Source organism: Bradyrhizobium sp. UFLA05-153, from assembly GCF_054185185.1.
Genome location: NZ_JBBIAM010000102.1, coordinates 16,159 through 33,376, shown reverse-complemented (window position 1 = coordinate 33,376; position 17,218 = coordinate 16,159). Strand labels below are relative to the sequence as shown.

The 17,218-nt window shown below is 59.0% G+C and carries 24 protein-coding genes; 1 reads left to right on the top strand and 23 read right to left on the bottom strand.

Translation table 11 applies throughout. The features are described from left to right. The 23 genes from Q2941_RS38830 to Q2941_RS38720 all read right to left on the bottom strand — a co-directional run. Positions 1–648 (bottom strand): electron transfer flavoprotein subunit alpha/FixB family protein (locus Q2941_RS38830; protein ID WP_458195797.1); only part of this gene is annotated, 648 nt, incomplete at its 3' end. 677 nt (positions 649–1,325) lie between these two features. Beyond that, the gene (gene nifW / locus Q2941_RS38825; protein ID WP_458195796.1) at positions 1,326–1,652 is read right to left on the bottom strand and encodes a nitrogenase stabilizing/protective protein NifW; all 327 of its coding nucleotides are present in this window, start codon (positions 1,650–1,652) and stop codon (positions 1,326–1,328) included. A gap of 128 nt (positions 1,653–1,780) precedes the next feature. Further along, entirely contained in the window at positions 1,781–2,920 is a 1,140-nt protein-coding gene (nifV, locus tag Q2941_RS38820) for a homocitrate synthase (RefSeq protein ID WP_458195795.1), read from the bottom strand. Positions 2,921–3,098: 178 nt separating this feature from the next. Further along, positions 3,099–3,596 carry an iron response transcriptional regulator IrrA gene (gene irrA, locus Q2941_RS38815; protein ID WP_458195794.1) on the bottom strand — a complete coding sequence of 166 codons (498 nt, stop codon included), beginning with the start codon at positions 3,594–3,596 and terminating at the stop codon, positions 3,099–3,101. 10 nt (positions 3,597–3,606) lie between these two features. Continuing rightward, a complete protein-coding gene (locus Q2941_RS38810; RefSeq protein WP_458195799.1) occupies positions 3,607–4,299 on the bottom strand; it encodes a nitrogen fixation protein NifQ in 693 nt (230 codons plus the stop codon). A 98-nt stretch (positions 4,300–4,397) separates the two neighbouring features. Next, positions 4,398–5,288 carry a nitrogenase iron protein gene (nifH, locus tag Q2941_RS38805; RefSeq protein ID WP_458195793.1) on the bottom strand — a complete coding sequence of 297 codons (891 nt, stop codon included), beginning with the start codon at positions 5,286–5,288 and terminating at the stop codon, positions 4,398–4,400. A 526-nt stretch (positions 5,289–5,814) separates the two neighbouring features. Further along, the gene (locus Q2941_RS38800; protein ID WP_458195792.1) at positions 5,815–6,165 is read right to left on the bottom strand and encodes a (2Fe-2S) ferredoxin domain-containing protein; all 351 of its coding nucleotides are present in this window, start codon (positions 6,163–6,165) and stop codon (positions 5,815–5,817) included. 214 nt (positions 6,166–6,379) lie between these two features. Next, entirely contained in the window at positions 6,380–6,544 is a 165-nt protein-coding gene (locus Q2941_RS38795; protein ID WP_458195791.1) for a hypothetical protein, read from the bottom strand. Between the two features lie 505 nt (positions 6,545–7,049). Then, positions 7,050–8,249 (bottom strand): DegT/DnrJ/EryC1/StrS family aminotransferase, encoded by a 1,200-nt coding sequence (locus Q2941_RS38790; RefSeq protein WP_458195798.1) that lies wholly within the window; start codon positions 8,247–8,249, stop codon positions 7,050–7,052. An 8-nt stretch (positions 8,250–8,257) separates the two neighbouring features. Then, positions 8,258–8,527: a hypothetical protein gene (locus Q2941_RS38785; RefSeq protein WP_458195790.1), complete on the bottom strand. Its 270-nt coding sequence runs from the start codon at positions 8,525–8,527 to the stop codon at positions 8,258–8,260. Positions 8,528–8,538: 11 nt separating this feature from the next. Further along, on the bottom strand, positions 8,539–8,892 hold the full coding sequence (locus tag Q2941_RS38780; RefSeq protein ID WP_458195789.1) for a DUF3024 domain-containing protein: 354 nt from the start codon (positions 8,890–8,892) through the stop codon (positions 8,539–8,541). 12 nt (positions 8,893–8,904) lie between these two features. Further along, complete coding sequence (locus tag Q2941_RS38775; RefSeq protein ID WP_458195788.1) at positions 8,905–9,144, bottom strand: nitrogen fixation protein NifZ; 240 nt, start codon at positions 9,142–9,144, stop codon at positions 8,905–8,907. Then, the gene (locus Q2941_RS38770) at positions 9,141–9,458 is read right to left on the bottom strand and encodes a nitrogen fixation protein NifZ (protein WP_458195787.1); all 318 of its coding nucleotides are present in this window, start codon (positions 9,456–9,458) and stop codon (positions 9,141–9,143) included. Before Q2941_RS38770 ends, Q2941_RS38775 begins: the two co-directional genes overlap by 4 nt. 27 nt (positions 9,459–9,485) lie before the next feature. After that, positions 9,486–10,229, bottom strand: a complete 744-nt coding sequence (locus Q2941_RS38765; RefSeq protein WP_458195786.1) for a 4Fe4S-binding leucine-rich repeat protein — start codon at positions 10,227–10,229, stop codon at positions 9,486–9,488. Beyond that, positions 10,222–10,752, bottom strand: coding sequence for a tetratricopeptide repeat protein (locus Q2941_RS38760; protein WP_458195785.1), 531 nt, complete (start codon positions 10,750–10,752; stop codon positions 10,222–10,224). Before Q2941_RS38760 ends, Q2941_RS38765 begins: the two co-directional genes overlap by 8 nt. Positions 10,753–10,771: 19 nt before the next feature. Continuing rightward, entirely contained in the window at positions 10,772–11,038 is a 267-nt protein-coding gene (locus tag Q2941_RS38755; protein WP_458195784.1) for an iron-sulfur cluster assembly accessory protein, read from the bottom strand. Positions 11,039–11,094: 56 nt separating this feature from the next. Then, positions 11,095–11,337, bottom strand: coding sequence for a 4Fe-4S binding protein (locus tag Q2941_RS38750; RefSeq protein WP_458195783.1), 243 nt, complete (start codon positions 11,335–11,337; stop codon positions 11,095–11,097). After that, positions 11,334–12,890, bottom strand: a complete 1,557-nt coding sequence (gene nifB / locus Q2941_RS38745) for a nitrogenase cofactor biosynthesis protein NifB (RefSeq protein ID WP_458195782.1) — start codon at positions 12,888–12,890, stop codon at positions 11,334–11,336. The genes Q2941_RS38750 and nifB overlap by 4 nt, the downstream gene beginning before the upstream one ends. A 308-nt stretch (positions 12,891–13,198) precedes the next feature. Next, positions 13,199–14,065: an SIR2 family NAD-dependent protein deacylase gene (locus Q2941_RS38740; protein WP_458195781.1), complete on the bottom strand. Its 867-nt coding sequence runs from the start codon at positions 14,063–14,065 to the stop codon at positions 13,199–13,201. Continuing rightward, positions 14,062–14,286, bottom strand: coding sequence for a putative nitrogen fixation protein NifT (gene nifT, locus Q2941_RS38735; protein ID WP_458195780.1), 225 nt, complete (start codon positions 14,284–14,286; stop codon positions 14,062–14,064). The genes Q2941_RS38740 and nifT overlap by 4 nt, the downstream gene beginning before the upstream one ends. A 44-nt stretch (positions 14,287–14,330) precedes the next feature. Continuing rightward, the gene (gene nifS, locus Q2941_RS38730) at positions 14,331–15,479 is read right to left on the bottom strand and encodes a cysteine desulfurase NifS (RefSeq protein ID WP_458195779.1); all 1,149 of its coding nucleotides are present in this window, start codon (positions 15,477–15,479) and stop codon (positions 14,331–14,333) included. Between the two features lie 12 nt (positions 15,480–15,491). Next, positions 15,492–15,785: a NifU family protein gene (locus tag Q2941_RS38725; protein WP_458195778.1), complete on the bottom strand. Its 294-nt coding sequence runs from the start codon at positions 15,783–15,785 to the stop codon at positions 15,492–15,494. A 36-nt stretch (positions 15,786–15,821) separates the two neighbouring features. Continuing rightward, a complete protein-coding gene (locus Q2941_RS38720) occupies positions 15,822–16,142 on the bottom strand; it encodes a HesB/IscA family protein (protein WP_458195777.1) in 321 nt (106 codons plus the stop codon). 223 nt (positions 16,143–16,365) lie between these two features. Here Q2941_RS38720 and Q2941_RS38715 point away from each other — a divergent pair, with 223 nt between their 5' ends. Further along, a complete protein-coding gene (locus Q2941_RS38715) occupies positions 16,366–16,956 on the top strand; it encodes a hypothetical protein (RefSeq protein ID WP_458195776.1) in 591 nt (196 codons plus the stop codon). Positions 16,957–17,218 lie beyond the last annotated feature (262 nt).

The following is a 17,218-nucleotide window of genomic DNA, read 5'->3' as shown; positions in this document are numbered from 1 at the left end:
GACGAGACCGAGTGGATGGGTGATGATCCGGCCGACAGGGCGCGCGACGCGCTTTGGCATCGGCATTACACGGGGGCGGACCGTTGCCATCTGCGGGCGGTAGTTCAGCGTATAGATTGTGCAGAGCAAAGAGCCACCGAAGGTCGGGCGCGTCGCAGCGAGCGATCCGTCGGCATCGACATCGAGCTCTGTGCAATCGGCGGTAAGTCCCGTAAGCAGCGTAGTAGCAACCGAGCCCGCGAGATCGCGGCCGAGCGTGGTGGCCCCCAACAGCAGTATCTCCGGCTTGTAGGTGTTAACGACATCGGTCAGCGCCTTGGTGTAAGATTCGTTGCGGTAGTCGGCCAAAAGATTGTGTGCAACCATGTACACGAGGTTGGCGCCATAGCAGAAGGACTGAGCAGCCGCCTGCTGCGTCGCCTCGCCTTCCGGACCGATGATGACTGCCGCGAGATCGACCTTGAGCTTGTCGGCGAGCTTGCGGCCGGCCCCCATGAGCTCCCAGGATACGGGGTGCACAACTCCGCGTTCCTGCTCGACGAAAACCCAGACGTGCTTGTAGGCCTTAAAGCGCTCAGGCAACTCCTTCTTGGTCGCGGCGCGGCCAGAGGCGGCGGCCGGAGCGCGAGTTTTTGGCGTAGTACTCATGGTATTGGTTTCCTTGATTTGCTAGCCGTGCGCCAGCGTCGCGAGATCGGCTTCCAGGTTCTGCTCACGCTCGAGGGTCGCCGCTCTAATCGCCTCGGCCGGTGCTCGCCGAACTTCGATTAGCCCTACCTTGTTGCGCGGGGCCGGCCCAACGAGGGGTTTGGCGCAGGCTGCGAGCCGCGGAGACCGCATTTCAGAGGCACAAATAGGTCTAGGCGGTTGGTCGTTTTCCTTCGAGGGATTATGGCCTTGCTCACAGGGTGCACTGGAATCTGCGCGGAAACGGGAACTTGCTCGATGCAGTCGACGATGTGCATGCGCTTCTCCAAGGCTTGGCTGCGAATGGAGACAGCAAGTGTCGTACCAACTGTGCGCACGATCGAATTTTAGCGTCAGCGCAGAGGCTTACGACAACAGCGGCATGACCTTCGTCTGACTGCGACAGCGCAGCCGACATGGCTGCCGTGACGCGCGTCGGAATTCGAACAGAGGCGCTAGGCCCACCCTTTTGGTCGTCCCACAGGCCGAGATCTGTCACGGGAAGGAATGTTAGCCCGACGTCGTACATCGCACCTTCGTGACCACAAAGCTCTCCGAGTAAATCCCGAATCTACGCTTCGTAGCGGGACGACGACGAACAGGGCCGAACCTTGAAAGCCGGGTAAAGTGAAATGCTGTCACTTCAAGTCAAGTTGCACGAACGTTGGCGCCTTCTTCGGCTGTGGTGCGACGGCGTCCTTCAGGACCTTGAATACGCGTTGATCGATAGGAGAGGAGGCAACGAAGTCCGCATATGCCCGTTCCAGCACCGCCTTACACCGTTCCGCGACCGCTACATCGGTTGCAGCGCTCAAGTCTTCGCCTGCGAGATACTGTCCCATGCGCCGCAGGATGTGAAGCCTGGCCACGTTGAGGATTTTGGAATCGTACTTGACGCCGAGCAGGTCGAAGAACTCCTCGGCCGCGGCCGCCTTCTTTAATTGCGAAAGGATTCCGTCAGTCATTCGTTGTCTCCATCTGCCATGGCGCAATGTTGGGCACGGCCGGCCTGCTTGTCGTCCGGGTGAGGTTGGCATGCCGCCTTAACGACCTGTTCGATGCAGAGATGGCGGCTATTCGGGACATGCTGGCCTTACATTCCGTCAAGCCGGGAGTGCTCACGGACCTCGCGCCAGATCGCCATCACAGTCTCGCGCGGGACCCCGCCCTTGTGGTCGACGGCATGCTTGCGAACGCGGGCAAGGATCGCCCGGCTCTCCTCGGCGCTGACCGAAAGCTGCAATTCAGACAGCAGCGCGGTGATAGCTGCGAGCCCTGAATGCTTGCCAATCACAAAGCGATTAGAGCGACCAAGCAGCCGTGGATCGAGCGCCTGATAGCTGCGCTGGTCCTTCAAGAGGCCATCGACATGGATGCCGGATTCGTGGGTAAAGACATGCTCGCCGACGATCGCCTTGTCGAGCGGAACGATGCGGACGGCGGCGGCCGCGACAACAGCCGCGACATTTTTGAGTTCTGGTAACACGACGCCCGTGTCGCACCCATAGAGCTGCTTGAGCGCGACAGCGATCTGTTCCAGCGGCGCATTGCCTGCGCGCTCGCCGAGGCCAATCACGGTGACAGAGGCGTGCGTTGCGCCGGCCTTGATTGCAGCGAGCGTGTTAGCGGTCGCGAGGCCCAGATCGTCGTGACCGTGGAATTCGATCTCGAGGTCGGTGGTAGCACGCAGCGCCGCCACCAACGCAAAGGCTGCATCGGGATCCAGCACGCTGAGCGTATCGGCGACGCGAAAGCGCCGGGCGCCGGCGCCTTTTGCGGTGGTGATCAGCTCAACCAGGAAGTTGACATCGGCGCGCGAGGAGTCTTCCCCTCCGACCGTGGCATCGAGCCCCCTATCTCGAGCATAGCCGACGACCCGCCTCACCTGCTCGAGCGCGGCGGCCCGGCCGCTACCGAGCTTGGCAGCAATCTGCACGTCGGAGCATGGGATCGAAACGTTAACCATTGAGACGCCGGATTCGATTGCCGCATCGACATCGGAAGATTTCATCCGGCACCAGCCAATGATCGTCGCCGCCAGGCCGGCTTCGACAATAGCGCGGATCGCGCTGACTTCTTCATGGCCCATCGCCGGCGTACCAGCTTCGATCTCCGTGATCCCGGCCTTTGAGAGCGCGGACGCAATTGATACCTTTTCCGCTGTTGTAAAGGCCACGCCGGGAGCTTGCTCGCCGTCGCGTAACGTGGTGTCGTTCAGGACTATCTGCCTCATATGCGACTTGCCAGACAGATCCGTTCCACCGAAGGTCATGCGCGCGTTCCGCCTTTCCCGCTAAATCTGAGCAACAGCTGTGCCAGCGGGATAAATGACGCAGACTGCTTAGATTAAGGGCGCCTCTGCGCCGCGACTGAAATTGTCGCAAATACGACGACGTCGCAGATCCGACGTGTCAGATGTCGGCTAACCTACGGCGGATGTGGACGATGATGTCGATCCGGGAAATCTCATGGTCCAGTACGGTCTCTGGCATCTGCCCGAGCAGGAGCTTTTCGGGGACATCAATCAAAATTTCTTCGCCGACGAGATAGAAATGCGGATGTGTCCTGGTATCGGTGTCAAAGAACGTCCTTGAGCTGTTGGGCCTGATCCGGCGCAACAAGCCAGCTTGCGTGAACTGGTTGAGCGTGTTGTATACGGTCGCGATCGAGAGTTTAATATTGGCTGCGATCGCCTCGTTGAAGAGTATCTCGGCGGTGACGTGCCGGTCGCTCCTTGCGAAGAGTAACTGAGCCAACAGTACGCGCCGGCGCGTCGCGCGCAGGCCCGCGTCACGCAACCGTCGCATGCACACTTTAGCGGAATTTTCGGCAAAGCCGTCGTCGCACGAGAGTTCGGAAAGCGCTGCTTCCGGGGCATCTGCGAGACCGTTGGTGGAGCGCGCGTCCATAGTCGATTACTCACGCCTGCGGATTGTCAACGGCTCCGACATGACCGCCGCCCCCGCGCAACTGGTCGCGACGGCGGCCCGCCATTGGGCTCTCGCCGCTCTCCTCACCGAAACAGAGGTAGAAGTCGTTGCATTGCGTACACACAGGCGTCGTGCACATCAAGAGTCCTTCGTTTTCGCACAACGTGCGATAGAAGAAGCGCTTCCAGCGCATATTCTTGGTGTTCCGAATCGCCAGCGGCGCGAAATGGCGCGTCAACAAGCGCGTCAACTCAGCCCGCTCACGTAATCCGAGATCCTCCCATAAATGGTTCGGCTCCATCACACGCCGCGCGATCATGGCTGCCAACCAGCGACTGATCTTGCCCTCGGTCGATCGCTGTCCGAGCAGGAGATCGCGCACCATGATCTCCTCGTCACAGGTCGAACCGGGCTTTTGCGTCGAGATGATGGCCCGCGCGGGCGCGGATGGGAAGCATTGCGTCAGGACTTCTTTGAGCTCCTCCGCGGTCAGGCCCGCACGCTCGGAAAGCGGGCCGCCATCCATCACGGCGGCACAAAGAATTGAGGCGAGCACATGCCGGTCAAAATTGTCGTTATCCTTTATGTCGGCATCTGCTGGAGCGCAGCCAGTTAGAAGGCGGTAGAGTTCAATTCCCGCATGCCGTCTGCCAGCAGGGGGCCCACCCGACAGAGTTGACATCGCATCAACTGGATCTGCTCGCGCTGCAATCACGGACAACTCCATCGGTTGGATCTTATCAATTCTGATGCCGGCCCTTTGAAGGCCGGCATGACGAGTTACGCCGACAGCGCGGCAAGCTCGGAAGCAGTCTTGCCGACCTGACTTTCGTCGATCGGCTTCATGATGCCGTGCTCCATCAGCATGTCCTCAAGCTCGTCCATGCTGATCGGGGTCGGGATGATGCCCTTGCCGCCATTGTTGTGGATCTTGGTCGCGAGATTGCGATAGTGGTCCGCCTGCTTGGAGTCCGGCGCATATTCCAGCACCGTCATGCGGCGTAGCTCGGCGTGCTGGACGACGTTGTCACGAGGCACAAAGTGGATCAGCTGGGTGCCGAGCTTCTTGGCGAGTGCTTCCGCCAGCTCCAGCTCCTTGTCGGTCTGCCGCTCGTTGCAGATCAGGCCACCGAGCCGCACGCCACCTGAATTGGCATACTTCAGAATGCCCTTGGAGATGTTGTTGGCGGCGTACATCGCCATCATCTCGCCGGACATGACGATGTAGATCTCCTGCGCTTTGTTCTCGCGTATCGGCATCGCAAAGCCGCCGCAGACGACGTCGCCGAGCACGTCGTATGACACGTAATCGATGTCTTCGTAGGCGCCGTTCTCTTCGAGGAAGTTGATCGAGGTGATGACGCCACGGCCGGCGCACCCGACACCTGGCTCCGGACCACCGGATTCGACGCAGCGAATATCCTTGTAGCCGACCTTCAAGACATCCTCGAGCTCGAGGTCCTCGACGCTGCCAGCGCTCGCCGCCAGACTCAAGATCGTGTCCTGTGCCTTGGCGTGCAGGATCAGACGGGTCGAGTCCGCCTTCGGGTCGCAGCCGACGATCAGGATCTTGTGACCCAGCTCGGCCAGTGCTGCGAGCGTATTTTGCGACGTCGTCGACTTGCCGATACCACCCTTGCCGTAAAACGCGATTTGTCTCAGGGAAGACATGTTGCTCTCCATCAACCGATTGCCAATTTTGTCGCGCGGAACTTGCGCGAGTTTGTTTCGTTCTCAGAAACGTGGGCACACGGGCGTCGGGAAGGAGAACATCGCTCGCCATAAGCGCCGGCGTGGCCTCAGCCCTCACTCGCAGTTGCTGCATTCAAGTAGCAACTGGCGTGCCATTCATCGCGTGTGCGTTAAGCGCCTGGCAATGCGCGGAAATGATCGACAGACGCGACCGACGGGCTTTGCCGAACCTTTTGTTGTTCTGTCAGAAACGGGACAAGGATTGTGGCTCTGAAAGTGCGATTGCTGCAACTGCGACCGCGCAGGCCCGAACCAAGAATCGCTAACTCTTGGTCGTGACCCGATTTGAGGGGAAGGCGACATGCAGATCGGCATCGAGACAACCAAGGCAGTCGACCGGCGGCGGGTATCCGCACCATCGCCGATGCTGTGCATCGGCGCCCTTCTTACGGTGGCCGGAAGCGGCCTGTGGCACCTTCTCCCGCAAGGGGAACGCAAGGAGCCGCTAACTCCGCGTGAGCACGATGATGAGCCGGTCGACGCGGCGGCCGTTCTTGAGATGGGACTCGACGATCTCGTCAATATCTTCAGGAGTCTTCGGACGATACCAGATGCCGTCAGGATAGACGACCATCAGAGGACCGGAGCTGCAGAAGCCGAGACAGTCAGCCGCGGTGAAGCCGATATCGGTCAGCCCTCTCGCCTCGATCGCTTTGCCGAGCCGTTCCCACAACGGTCGAGCGCCCGCCGCCCCGCAGCTGCCGTGCGGATGGTCAGGTGGGCGCTGAGTGTGGCAGGCAAAGACGTGATGCCGGTAGAGCTGTGGGACTTCGAACTCGTTCATGCTGTCGCTCATACTTCTGTTACCGCAATGCGTCGATCGTCAAGAATGGTGAGCTCACCCGCGAGGAACTCTCGGGGGCGATGTCGTAATCGCGAGAGATCGTGCTTGGACACAAAGCGGCCGGATGAATTGCCAGTTCACAAAATGGCTTGATGCCAGCTCCAGAGCTGAAGTGCTTAATGCATTGTTCGGATAGGTCGCTCATTGTGTCCTTCTTGTAATTGGCTCATTTCGGCGCGGCGGTTTGGAGCACGAGTGTGTCGACCGTGTCGATCACTGTTCTGGCTGGCGCGGCATGGATCATCCGATGCTGTTGGATGCGGCACTTGCCGGCACAAGCTTTAGACGATTTGTGCCCACAGTCGTGTGCGGTGCCCGCCAGATTGGTCAAGTTCACATCCGACCCTCGGAATAACTTCGCAGATCAGGGCCTCAATTGCCGGTCCGGCCATCACCATATCGCTCACTCCTCTGTTCACGAACACATTCATGCAAGCACTAAACCAACTGTGGAGAGGGCAATTGGAGGGGTTCCCCGACGCGCGATGCCAATCTAATGTCAGCTCTAGGACAATGCTGCGAAGGTACTGTCGCGGAGACAACAAGAACATGTCGATTGCCGACATCATCTCCCGTTGCGGCGTCGACCAATCCCTGGCCGCAGCCATCGAGGCCACGAAGGCGATCGATGATCCAGTATGGATCTCGAAGATCACGTTATAGCGGCCACACTTGAGTAGCTCCTGCCGATATTGAGTCCAGCCCCGGCACGCGGGACAAGCGTTGATTACTCGATCTAGCGTCCTCGAGTACCACGGTCACGACGATCGTAAATGGCGGACTTTCACCGGTCGCATCGTCATTTGCACGTCTTCTCTGCTGCATTTCTCCGCTGTTCAGTAGATCGCCGCGCCCGCGCCTACATTGATTGAGGCATCTTTCATCGTCTCGACAATGAATTCGATCTGGCTGTCAGTGAGATGCGTATGAAATGGCAGGGCCACAGCGCGGTCGGCAATCTTTTCCGTCACCGGCAGATCGCCGCGGCGATAGCCGAGATCGAAATAGTGCCGCTGCAGGTGCAAGGGGCGGCTGTAGGCCGCAGCTTCGACCTGCTCCACGCATAGATCCTCGACGATTGCATCGCGGCTGGAGCGTGTGAAACGCGTCCCGAGATGGACAACATAGAGAAACCATTTCACTTCGGTCACATCGGGCTCGACATAGGGCGGCTTGATGCCCTCAAACGACTGCATGTGTGTCGTGTAAAGCTGTTCGGTCAAGCGGCGCCGCTCCAGAATCTCGTCGATACGACTGAGCTGCGTAAGCCCCAGCGCAGCAGAGAGATCGCTCATCCCGGCCTGATATGGCGCAGCCGAACCGACGGTAACGGAAGCACGCTCATCCATCCGATGCGAGCGGTGACGACGTAGCGCCACTGCGAGGTCGATATCATTGGTCACGACTATGCCGCCCTCGCCGCAGGTCAGAAGCGAGGGCTGGGCGAAGTCAAACACGGCGACATCGCCAAAGGTGCCGACCAGTTGGCCCTTATAACGAGCGGCGATGGCCTCAGTGGAATCTTCCAGCAGCAGCAGATTGTGCCTTCTCGCTATATCGCGCAGCTCCGACCAGGCGGCAGGATGGCCATTAATGTTGCCGGCGAGGATGGCGCGGGTCTTTGGCGTGATGCGCTCCTCGACTTTCTTCGGCGCGAGTGTCCCGGACCAATAGTCGATGTCGGCAAATACCGGCCGCGCACCCGCCAGGCTGATGGCGTGCGCAGCGTCACGATATGAATAGGACGAGGCGATCACTTCGTCGCCAGTTGCAATGCCGCAGGCCTTTAGAGAAAGTAGAAGGCCGATGGTGCCGCTTGGTACCGCAACGGCATAGTTCCGCCCGAGATAGGTGGCAAATGCCGCCTCAAATTGTTCGGTGAGCGGGCCGTGAGAGAGCCGCGACGAGCGCAACACGCGATCTACTGCCGCGATTTCGGCCAGGGTAATATCGGGGTCCGACAAGGGAATCAAGGATTCCTGTCTTGTTGGACCTGGCTCTTCGTCGCCCTTTGCAACGCAGCCGTAGGCTAGGATTGGTCGGGTCACGGCTCGACCGCCCGCTTGGCGAGCACAATGCCGGTCGCCCGTGTCGGATCGTCCGTGATCCGCGCACAACGATCAGCACTATCGAGCAAATGCAGGTCGAATTGCCCGGCACTGCGAAAAGGTGTTTCGGTGAAGTCGGAGGAGTCGCAGCGGACCCAGTCGAGATGCGGGTACCTCTTTCGCAACGCCGCAGAGGCTCGAGCAGCATCATCGAATGACGCGAGCGTCTGCTCGATGTCCGCAATTTCGTCTGCTCCCAGAGCCATCGAGCGGGTCCTTATTGCCAAAACGCGCGTTCCGGATCGGCGTTCAAGAGATCAGTAACCGATGCCAGGCGCTGGTGCGTCGAGTGCAGTTTCCAGACGCCCTGCTTGTGATCCTTTCGGAACAGCTGCCAGCTGGCGCTTGCCCGGTCGTGGTGCAGCATGGCCACGTCAATGATGCCGCCCCGAACGTCGATGTTGCGTGAGCAGCATGGACTTTCGATCAAATAGCCGCCGGCAACTCCGGTGATGTTCGCCGAGACATAACGGTAGCGTTCTCTCGACTTCAACGCGCGCTCGATTCGCCTGCGATCGATGTCGTTAGGGTGCGCAGGTAGCCCTGAATTTATGTCGAAGACGGCGTTCATCGCGTCTATTTCCTAGATCAGCCCGATTTCTCTTTCGAGGCAGCCGACCACCAACCGCTCACCGAACTCAACGAGATAGATCGGCAGGTTTGCTTCCGTGTGCCGCCCGACTTGGACGATCTCGCCGATATCACCGAGGCTGACCAGGACTCCTTGCGCTGGAGCATCGGGGAAGGACCCATCATTGATCAGGTCGAACATCGCCTTGACGCGTTGGCCGCGCTGATATTTTGGCGGGCTGGCTTCAATCATCGTGATTTGGCCCCCAACGGCAGGTCCTCGACGTCGTCGCGTGGGATGACAGGATCGAGTTCCTTACGCTTCATGCCGACCCGGTTTCCGCTTTCGATGAATTCGACGCCGTAAATGTAAAACCGCTGCAGGAAAGTGCCGATCGACACGACGTAGCCGACCTCGTCCTTCTTGGCCAGGATGTCGCCGATCTCTTTGCCGGCATAGGTGCCGTCATTGCGGATGGTGCGGTTGGCCCGCACCTTCTCGCCAAAATCGAAGAAAGGTGGTGCCGTCAGCTCGACGATGTCACTGTCAGCAACAATATTGTTCATGCCGGAGTCCCCTTGTTCTTGTCCCGGCTACAGGGCAAGTCGCGAGCGCGCGACCTCGCGCACCAGGCTATATGGGTCATCGACAAGGCCTATGAGTTCGGAGGGCACAATCCGGCTTGCTACCTCATGCCGGATACGCCAATCCGGGTCGTGGCGCAGAAGCGACAATAACTGCGCCGACAGGCGTCGAGCGACCTCCAACCGCACCAATGCGTCACGGTCATCGACCATGCTGAGCAACCATTCCTCTGGGAGGCGTCGCGCCACGGCGCGACGGACCTCTGCTTCCTCGTCGTGGGTCATTCCGCGGAGTAGCAAGGGCGTGATCCGCCGAGCAACTACAAGGCGCACGTAGTAATATTCATCCGAGGCCATCGGCAGCAGTTCGTCACCTTCAAGCAGTGTCGCGACCCACATCCTAACTTCGTGATGAGAGTCGTTGCGAAGTTGCAGGGCGAAGCGCTTGGGCAGACGACGGACGGCGCTCCAACGCACGGTTTCGTCGTGATCGTGGAGTAACGGCGGCAGCAGAAAGACGCTGGCGAATCTCGCCGCGATCGCGCGCACCTCAAAATGCGGGTGAGCGAGGTAGGCGTCGGCGAGGCTCGGATTCCAGTCGAAGAAACGGTCGATACGTCGGGCATAGCGGTCGTTGACGCAAGCATGCTTGAGTTGACAGCAGCCAGTGCGATTCAGAGCAATATGCGCGCAGCAGGCGCAATTGATTTGATTGCCCTGCCAATTTCTGGCCTCGTTGATGTCGTCACTCATCTTCCTGCCCCATGCGTTCGAGCACACGCTGGAGAACCTTGGCGCCGATCTTATCGGTGGGATCGAGCTCCAGAAGCTTTTGAACGGCTATTCGCCCTTCCTCGGTTTGACCGAGGCGCATCTGCAAATAAGCGTATCCTTTCAGCGAGAACAGAAAGAAACGCAGCAGAATCCTTTCATATCGACCGAACTCCGCATCATGAGCGCGGACAAGGCGCCAGTCGGGCGGGAGATTGTTCATCTCGGCCGCCTTGCTTATGCACTGCTTGGCAACCTGAAGCGCCTCGACGAGTCGCGCCTTGTAGAAATAAAAGCGAAAGAGGCCGATCAGCACTGCTGCGTGGTCCGGGGCGAGCGCCTCGGCCTCCCGCAGGTGGCTTTCGGCGACTTCTTCAACGTGATAGGAGAGGCTCGCTTGCCATAGGTGATGCTCGGCCTCGCTGGGCAGCCCATGTCCGAGCAAGGTGCTGGTGAGCAGCGCCTCGTTGATCTCGGATTGTGGGCTGAACAGAGCGTCTGGCATCGCGGGTCGCCTATTGCAATCAATGGTGCGGGCGGGAGACTTGCTTACGATCTTCCAATACGAGTCCGATACGCTTCGGGATATCGACGAAATCGATGGTCACACCGTCGTCCGGCAGCGGGCCCTCCGGGCGAATGACAGGCTCCACGTGACCGCGCTCGAGCGGAGCATCAAGGACCCGCGGCTGTTCCGGCGGGCCGATACAGCAGGCAAGCCCGGAACATCCGCTTGGGCTAATCGCAAGGCAAAGGTCGCAGCCGGCGGATCCGCCGGCTTGGAGCATCATGCGGATGGCTCGTCGCACCACTCATATATTCCTAAAGTTCATGTCCTGTCTTTCGCTCAAGCGCGCGCCTGGTAGCGCGCAAGCGAGGTGTCGACGACACAGGTGTTGTCGACTGGGCAGACCGCCACGCATTGCGGTTCGTCAAAATGGCCGATGCATTCGGTACATTTTTTGGCATCAATCATGAACGTTCCATTCTTCTCCGCGATCGCGACGTTCGGACATTCCGGCTCGCAGGCCGAACAGCTCGTGCACTGAGATGCGATGATCTTGAAGGCATTGTTTCTCCCCTCTCTCATGCCGCGGAAATCAACGCGCCCTGGCGGATCGCAGCATCGCCGCGTTCCACATGTTTGATGGCACCACTGCTAACCCTGCCGAGATAGGCCTCGAACCATGCGAGCGTCGACCTATCGATAAGCTCGTGCGCGTATTGATCGACTGGATCGACGCCGGCCTTGATCAGGCCGGCTCTGGGACAGCCGCCAATCTTGGCGATGAACACCGCGTGGCAATCGTTAATGGCTCGGATGATGGTCTCGAGCTTTCCATCTTCGGCGTAGCCGCCCTGGCAATACAGATCAACGCGACGATGGCCTATGAATTTGATGCCGCCGCTAGAGAGCTCATAGATCTGAAACTCCTTGGCGTGACCAAAGTGCTCGTTTATCAGGCCCGAGCCTTTGGTCGCGACCGCCACCAACACCTTAATGTCGCTGAAGCCATCTTGGACTTCCGCAACGCCCGCATGCATGGCTTCGGCCTTGGCTGCGCGGTCTTCCTCAACTTTGGCCTGATAAGCGTTGCGGCTCTCGACATCGTATTTGACATCCATAGCCATGATCTTTTCGGTGGTGAACTCGCTACTGCGGTCTTCGCCGAGAAGCCCGACCGCATCAGCACGGCACTGTCGGCAGTGGCGCATCATGTGCATCTCATCCTCGCAACTATCTTGCAGCGCCTTCAATTCGAGCGCCGTCGGGCTGCGCTGGCCGTTCAGACCGAACACGGTTCCGTGCTTGGGAGAAGAGATCAACGGCATAATGTTGTGCAGGAAGGCACCGCGCGACTTCACGGCCTTATTGACCTCGACGAGGTGCTGATCGTTGATCCCGGGGATCATGACCGAGTTGATCTTGCAGAGGATGCCGCGCCCCGTGAGCATCTCCAGGCCCTGGAGCTGGCGATCGGTGAGGATCTTTGCAGCTTCGATGCCGGTGTAGCGTTTGTGCTTGTAGAAGATCCAGGAATAGATCTTTGCACCGATCTCGGGGGTAATCATATTGATTGTGATCGTGACGTGGTCGACGTTGAGTCCGGCGATGGTGTCGATGTGATCGGGTACCGCGAGACCATTGGTTGACAGGCACAGCTTGAGATCCGGTGCGGCCTTGCGGACGAGCTCGAACGTCTTGAAAGTCTTTTCCGGGTTAGCGAGCGGATCGCCAGGACCGGCGATGCCAAGCACGGTCATCTGTGGAATGGTAGAGGCGACAGTCATTGCCTTCTTGGCGGCCTGCTCGGGTGTGAGTCTCTCGCTGACCACACCCGGACGCGATTCATTGGCGCAATCATATTTGCGGTTGCAGTAGTTGCACTGGATGTTGCAGGCTGGCGCGACCGCGACATGCATGCGCGCGTAGTGATGATGCGCCTCCTCGCTGTAGCAGGGGTGCTTTTTCACCTTCTCCCACGTCTCGGCTGGCAAATCGCCGCGGCCTTTCGGCGAGCCGCATCTAGCTGTGCCGCTGCGGTTACCCGCGCCGCAGCCCTTGTGTTCGGCAAACGCCTGCGTGATCTTGCCGATCTCGATGGCACCGCTCGATGCTTCCTGTTGCGATGGGGCATCCATCTGTCAGATTCTCCATTAAGGTCTGAAAAGCTTCCCAGGTCCGGGTCTCAGCAACCGGCGTGCCACGGCAGCGGCAAGCGACTTTCATGTCTGCGTTCAGTGAGTTAACGAACGCGTCCAGTGCCGTATTGCCGCCGCCCTATGTTGGAAAGCTGACATACGTTGTGATTGAAACGGCACGCAGCGGTGCGCGAAGAAGTCTTGATTGAAGTATCGCCGCTCTTTTTCTTGTCTTTTGCTGGAAGGATGGCTCGTCAGATGGCCACTTACGCGACTTGCTGGTCACCTGACCATGCGAGACGCTTCCGCTAATCCGCCAAAATGATCTGAACGGCACGTGCAAGCGGAATTGCGAGTGGCGTCAGGCCCTGGTCGACCAGAAAGCGGAGCTCATTCTTGGAAAGCATGTCGGGTTCGACAACCGCATAGTGGACCTCGGACGAGCGTTTCAACGCCTGTCGCGCATAGGTACGCAGGAGCTGGTCGTTGAAGCGGCAGCCCAAAAACAGGAAGCTGCGGCCAGTGCGGCGAGCCTTCACCTCGTCGGGAATCGGCGTCTGTATGTCGATTTCGGTGAGCACCTCAACATAGTCGGCGTCGGAGACCAGGAAATTCTTGGCCGGGGCGACGCTGCCGTGCGGCTTATAGAGGATCGTCGTCCAATTTTTTGCCAGAGAGCAATCGACTTCCGTGCCTGCGGCGTCGTAGAAGCGGTACCAGCGATCTTCACTGAGGCCGGCGCGGGTGATTCCCTGGATCTCGCCCCAATTGCTACGTCCGGCCAACGCATTTCGCATCGCGCCATCGTACCAGCTGTCAACGATCAGCGGCAGCGGCAGCGTTCCAAGATGCCGCTGTAGCTGCGTTGGCCCGATCGGCGCACTAAAGGCGTCCGCCATCATCGCTGTCACGGTGGTGCGGTGCCTTGTGGTTTCGATGTACTGTGCGGAGGCCGAGGCGTTCCCTCTTGCGCGCTTTGGCAAGGCCACCCTTGTACCGAAGAATGCCGCCAGTTCCTCCAGATTCATCGGCGCACTCGCGTACGGCAACTCAGCTAAGCCGGGCCCGAGATAGGGAACGATATTGCCGTTGCGAAGCCCCTCAGCGACCTTGCCGAGCATGGCTTCGGCAACCGGCCGAACAACGAACTCGATCCGCGAAGCCGGCGCGTTCATGTCTCTTCCCTGCCGCCGCCACGCTTCTTAGCGTTGATCGTAACCGGCAACGTTGTGTCGTTCGTCATCGGCGGCAGATCGAGCACCCAGCCATTGGCTATTCTGATCCATCCGCCCCACAGCGACTCATGCTCGGATTCTACGATCGGTTCTTCAAGATCCTTCTTGGGCACGTAAATCGACAGACCGGTTTCAGGTGAACGCCGAATGATAACTTTCATGGTATAGACTCATTGCATCAAGAGGTCGATTTTGCCCGCTCTAGTCACGTAGATGACGCCCCTCTCAGTTTCGCGACGATATTTCGCAGCACAAAAAGGACATGATCAATCTCCTCGCTGGTGGTCTCGCGGGACAGCGAGAAGCGGATCGCGCCGCGTAACGAGGCCGACGGTACATTCATCGCGCGAAGCACATGCGACGGCTCCATGGAGCCCGATGCACAGGCCGATCCGAGGGATACAGCAACGCCTGCGCTATTCAGATGATGGATAATTGCTTCACCTTCGAGATGCTCGAATGCGATATTCGACGTGTTTGGTAGGCGGCTCTCGTTGTCGCCGAGCACAGCGCAATTGCCAAACTTCAGGACACCATGCTCCAGCCGGTCGCGCAGCGCGGCTATTTTGCCCCCCTCCCGTTCGAGCTCCAAGGCAGCAAGTTCCGCAGCCTTACCCAGCCCAATGATCCCGGGCACGTTCTCGGTGCCGGAACGTCGGCGGCGCTCTTGCGGCCCTCCGAAGATAAGGCGCCTGAACTTGGTGTCCTTGCGCACATAGAGCGCGCCAACGCCCTTCGGACCATGCAGCTTGTGGCCGGAGAGCGACAACATGTCGATCTCCGTGGTCTTCACGTCGATCGGAATTCGCCCCACGGCCTGTACCGCATCAGTGTGGAAAAGTGCGCCGACCGAGCGTGCCATTTTGGCGAGGAGCTCCACCGGAAAGATCGTTCCGGTCTCATTATTGGCCCACATGACGGAGACAATCGCGGTACGTGCGGATAACGCGCGGCGATAGGCATCAATGTCGAGCCGTCCGGAGCGGTCGACAGGAATTACATGACATTTGTTGCCGCGACGGCCGAGCTCGTCTACGAGGGACAGCACGGCCGGATGCTCCACACTCGTCGTGACGAGTTCGTCGCGTCGCTCCTGCACGGCAAGCGCCGAGAGGATCGCTGTATTATCCGATTCGGTACCGCCCGAGGTGAAGACGACTTCATGATCAAGGGCAGCACCGATCAGTGCCTGCACGCACCTGCGCGCCTCTCTAATGCTTTCCGCGACTTCCCTGCCTACCGCATGCGTGGACGAGGCATTGCCGAATCGCTCGGAGAAAAACGGCAGCATCGCCGCGACGACGGACGGATCCGTGCGAGTCGTCGCGTTGTTATCGAGGTAGATCGGCTGCACCGTACGCCTTCTTTAATGTCGGGCTTTGGTGGGTCCTGCGACCGGAATCAAGCGGACGAACTCGCCAAGCCGTTCGATGAGGCGCGTCTGGATGCCTTCTAGCGTCGCACTGGCGAGCTTGCAGTAGACGCAGGCGCCCGTGAGCTGGACCATGATTTTGTTGCCATCGATCCCGACAAGCTCGCAATCTCCGCCATCACGCTTCAAATTCGGCCGGATTTCGTCGAGCACAACGCGAACGATTTGTTCCCGTTTCCAAGGTTCATCGGCTGCCGATTGTCTCGTTCGTTCGGTCTCGACCAGCATCTTCTGATATCTCTGTCGTTTCTTCCTTTACCGGCCCTAGCGGAATGACTTGCCACATGAGCAGCTCGAATTTGCGTTGGGATTGTCAAAGGTGAAACCGGACCTCTCCAGCGCCGCCACAAAGTCAATCGTAGTTCCGGCAAGATGCTCGTGACTATTGTTGTCGACAAACACCTTGATGCCGCCTCGCTCGATCACGATCTCATCGGGCTTCGGCTCATCGGCAAGTCCCATCGTGTATTTGAACCCGGAGCAGCCGCCCTCTTCGACCATTATCCGCACGCCCCTCATCCGCTGCGTTCCCGCAGAGATCGCGCTCTTCATGGCATTCTCCGCGCTCTTCGTCAGATTAATCATCGCTATCACTCACCATCAGCACCGGTTCGGGATACTTTTGGCAAGTCCCATGCCAGCGATCATACTCCTGTCTCTTATACACATCGATGTGTATAAGAGACAGAAGCGGAGCCTTTGACTTTCGCCGCATACGTGGGCAGACGGCAAACAATTTGCATAGAGGGGCAAAGTTGAGTTCACGCGGTGCGACATCCGCGCCAGCACATCAGACGAGGAGGACTTTATGACGTTGATCGACAACACCGTTCTTGGCCGGCTTGATAAGGAAGGCCGTTTGCTTAATGCGGTGCTGAAGGGTGACACCACGAAGCCCGGCCGCTTCGGCTTCCGCGGCGACATCGCGCTAAGGTTCCAGACTCAGGTCGCCGACGAAAAGCGTCCGCCCGACTATTCGATCGAGCAGGTATTAACGGTCGCAGAGGAAGGAGAGACCACGATCCCCGTACTGGCCGGCTACCTGCATTCTCTTGCCTATCTTGCCGATGTCGCAACGGTGCTGGACGGCGCATTAAGCCCGAAGGGCAGCTACTTCATGTTCTGCAACAACATCGATCTATTGGCGAAATACCGAACCAAGATCGGCGACATCACATTCCGCGTGCTGCCATGTGACGAGTCGACGGTGTGGAAGGAGATGATGGATCTCGCCGGCGTCGATAAAAACGACATCAAGAAGCTCGATACTGCCGGCAAGCTCGACTATCTGCTCGATGCCGCCAAGACCGTCGAGGCCTCTTATGCCGAACTCTCCTACGAGGAAGGCCTCGCCAAGATGAAGCCAGTGAAGAACCGCAACGAAAATCGCCCTGTCTGACGTTTTCGCCAGATCTCTTCTCCTACACGGCCAAAGCCGTTGGAGTGACGAGCGCGCAAGGTGCCCGGGTAGCAGATGGAGTAATTCAGTTCATCAGTGGAAACGGCTGGCTGGAGAGCGGCCTGACTACTACGATGCCTATTACCGTCTAGGCTTTGCCGCGCCAATGAAGCCCTACCGCGAAGAAGCAGGAGCGAAGATAAGTGAAGCTCCAGCGCGCCTGCTGTTGGAGGGAGTACATTCCAGTTGGTGGCCTAGACCC

Coding starts and splice junctions, on each gene's coding strand:
- Q2941_RS38765 (WP_458195786.1), bottom strand. CDS start 10,229: ATGAGTGACGACATCAACGAGGCCAGAAATTGGCAGGGCAATCAAATC.
- nifH (WP_458195793.1), bottom strand. CDS start 5,288: ATGTCTTCCCTGAGACAAATCGCGTTTTACGGCAAGGGTGGTATCGGC.
- Q2941_RS38725 (WP_458195778.1), bottom strand. CDS start 15,785: ATGCTGGTCGAGACCGAACGAACGAGACAATCGGCAGCCGATGAACCT.
- nifT (WP_458195780.1), bottom strand. CDS start 14,286: ATGAAAGTTATCATTCGGCGTTCACCTGAAACCGGTCTGTCGATTTAC.
- Q2941_RS38775 (WP_458195788.1), bottom strand. CDS start 9,144: ATGATTGAAGCCAGCCCGCCAAAATATCAGCGCGGCCAACGCGTCAAG.
- irrA (WP_458195794.1), bottom strand. CDS start 3,596: ATGGACGCGCGCTCCACCAACGGTCTCGCAGATGCCCCGGAAGCAGCG.
- Q2941_RS38720 (WP_458195777.1), bottom strand. CDS start 16,142: ATGATTAATCTGACGAAGAGCGCGGAGAATGCCATGAAGAGCGCGATC.
- Q2941_RS38800 (WP_458195792.1), bottom strand. CDS start 6,165: ATGAGCGACAGCATGAACGAGTTCGAAGTCCCACAGCTCTACCGGCAT.
- Q2941_RS38785 (WP_458195790.1), bottom strand. CDS start 8,527: ATGGCTCTGGGAGCAGACGAAATTGCGGACATCGAGCAGACGCTCGCG.
- nifB (WP_458195782.1), bottom strand. CDS start 12,890: ATGGATGCCCCATCGCAACAGGAAGCATCGAGCGGTGCCATCGAGATC.
- nifW (WP_458195796.1), bottom strand. CDS start 1,652: ATGACTGACGGAATCCTTTCGCAATTAAAGAAGGCGGCCGCGGCCGAG.
- Q2941_RS38770 (WP_458195787.1), bottom strand. CDS start 9,458: ATGAACAATATTGTTGCTGACAGTGACATCGTCGAGCTGACGGCACCA.
- Q2941_RS38760 (WP_458195785.1), bottom strand. CDS start 10,752: ATGCCAGACGCTCTGTTCAGCCCACAATCCGAGATCAACGAGGCGCTG.
- nifV (WP_458195795.1), bottom strand. CDS start 2,920: ATGAGGCAGATAGTCCTGAACGACACCACGTTACGCGACGGCGAGCAA.
- Q2941_RS38715 (WP_458195776.1), top strand. CDS start 16,366: ATGACGTTGATCGACAACACCGTTCTTGGCCGGCTTGATAAGGAAGGC.
- Q2941_RS38750 (WP_458195783.1), bottom strand. CDS start 11,337: ATGAGAGAGGGGAGAAACAATGCCTTCAAGATCATCGCATCTCAGTGC.
- Q2941_RS38810 (WP_458195799.1), bottom strand. CDS start 4,299: ATGTCAACTCTGTCGGGTGGGCCCCCTGCTGGCAGACGGCATGCGGGA.
- Q2941_RS38755 (WP_458195784.1), bottom strand. CDS start 11,038: ATGATGCTCCAAGCCGGCGGATCCGCCGGCTGCGACCTTTGCCTTGCG.
- Q2941_RS38740 (WP_458195781.1), bottom strand. CDS start 14,065: ATGAACGCGCCGGCTTCGCGGATCGAGTTCGTTGTTCGGCCGGTTGCC.
- Q2941_RS38780 (WP_458195789.1), bottom strand. CDS start 8,892: ATGAACGCCGTCTTCGACATAAATTCAGGGCTACCTGCGCACCCTAAC.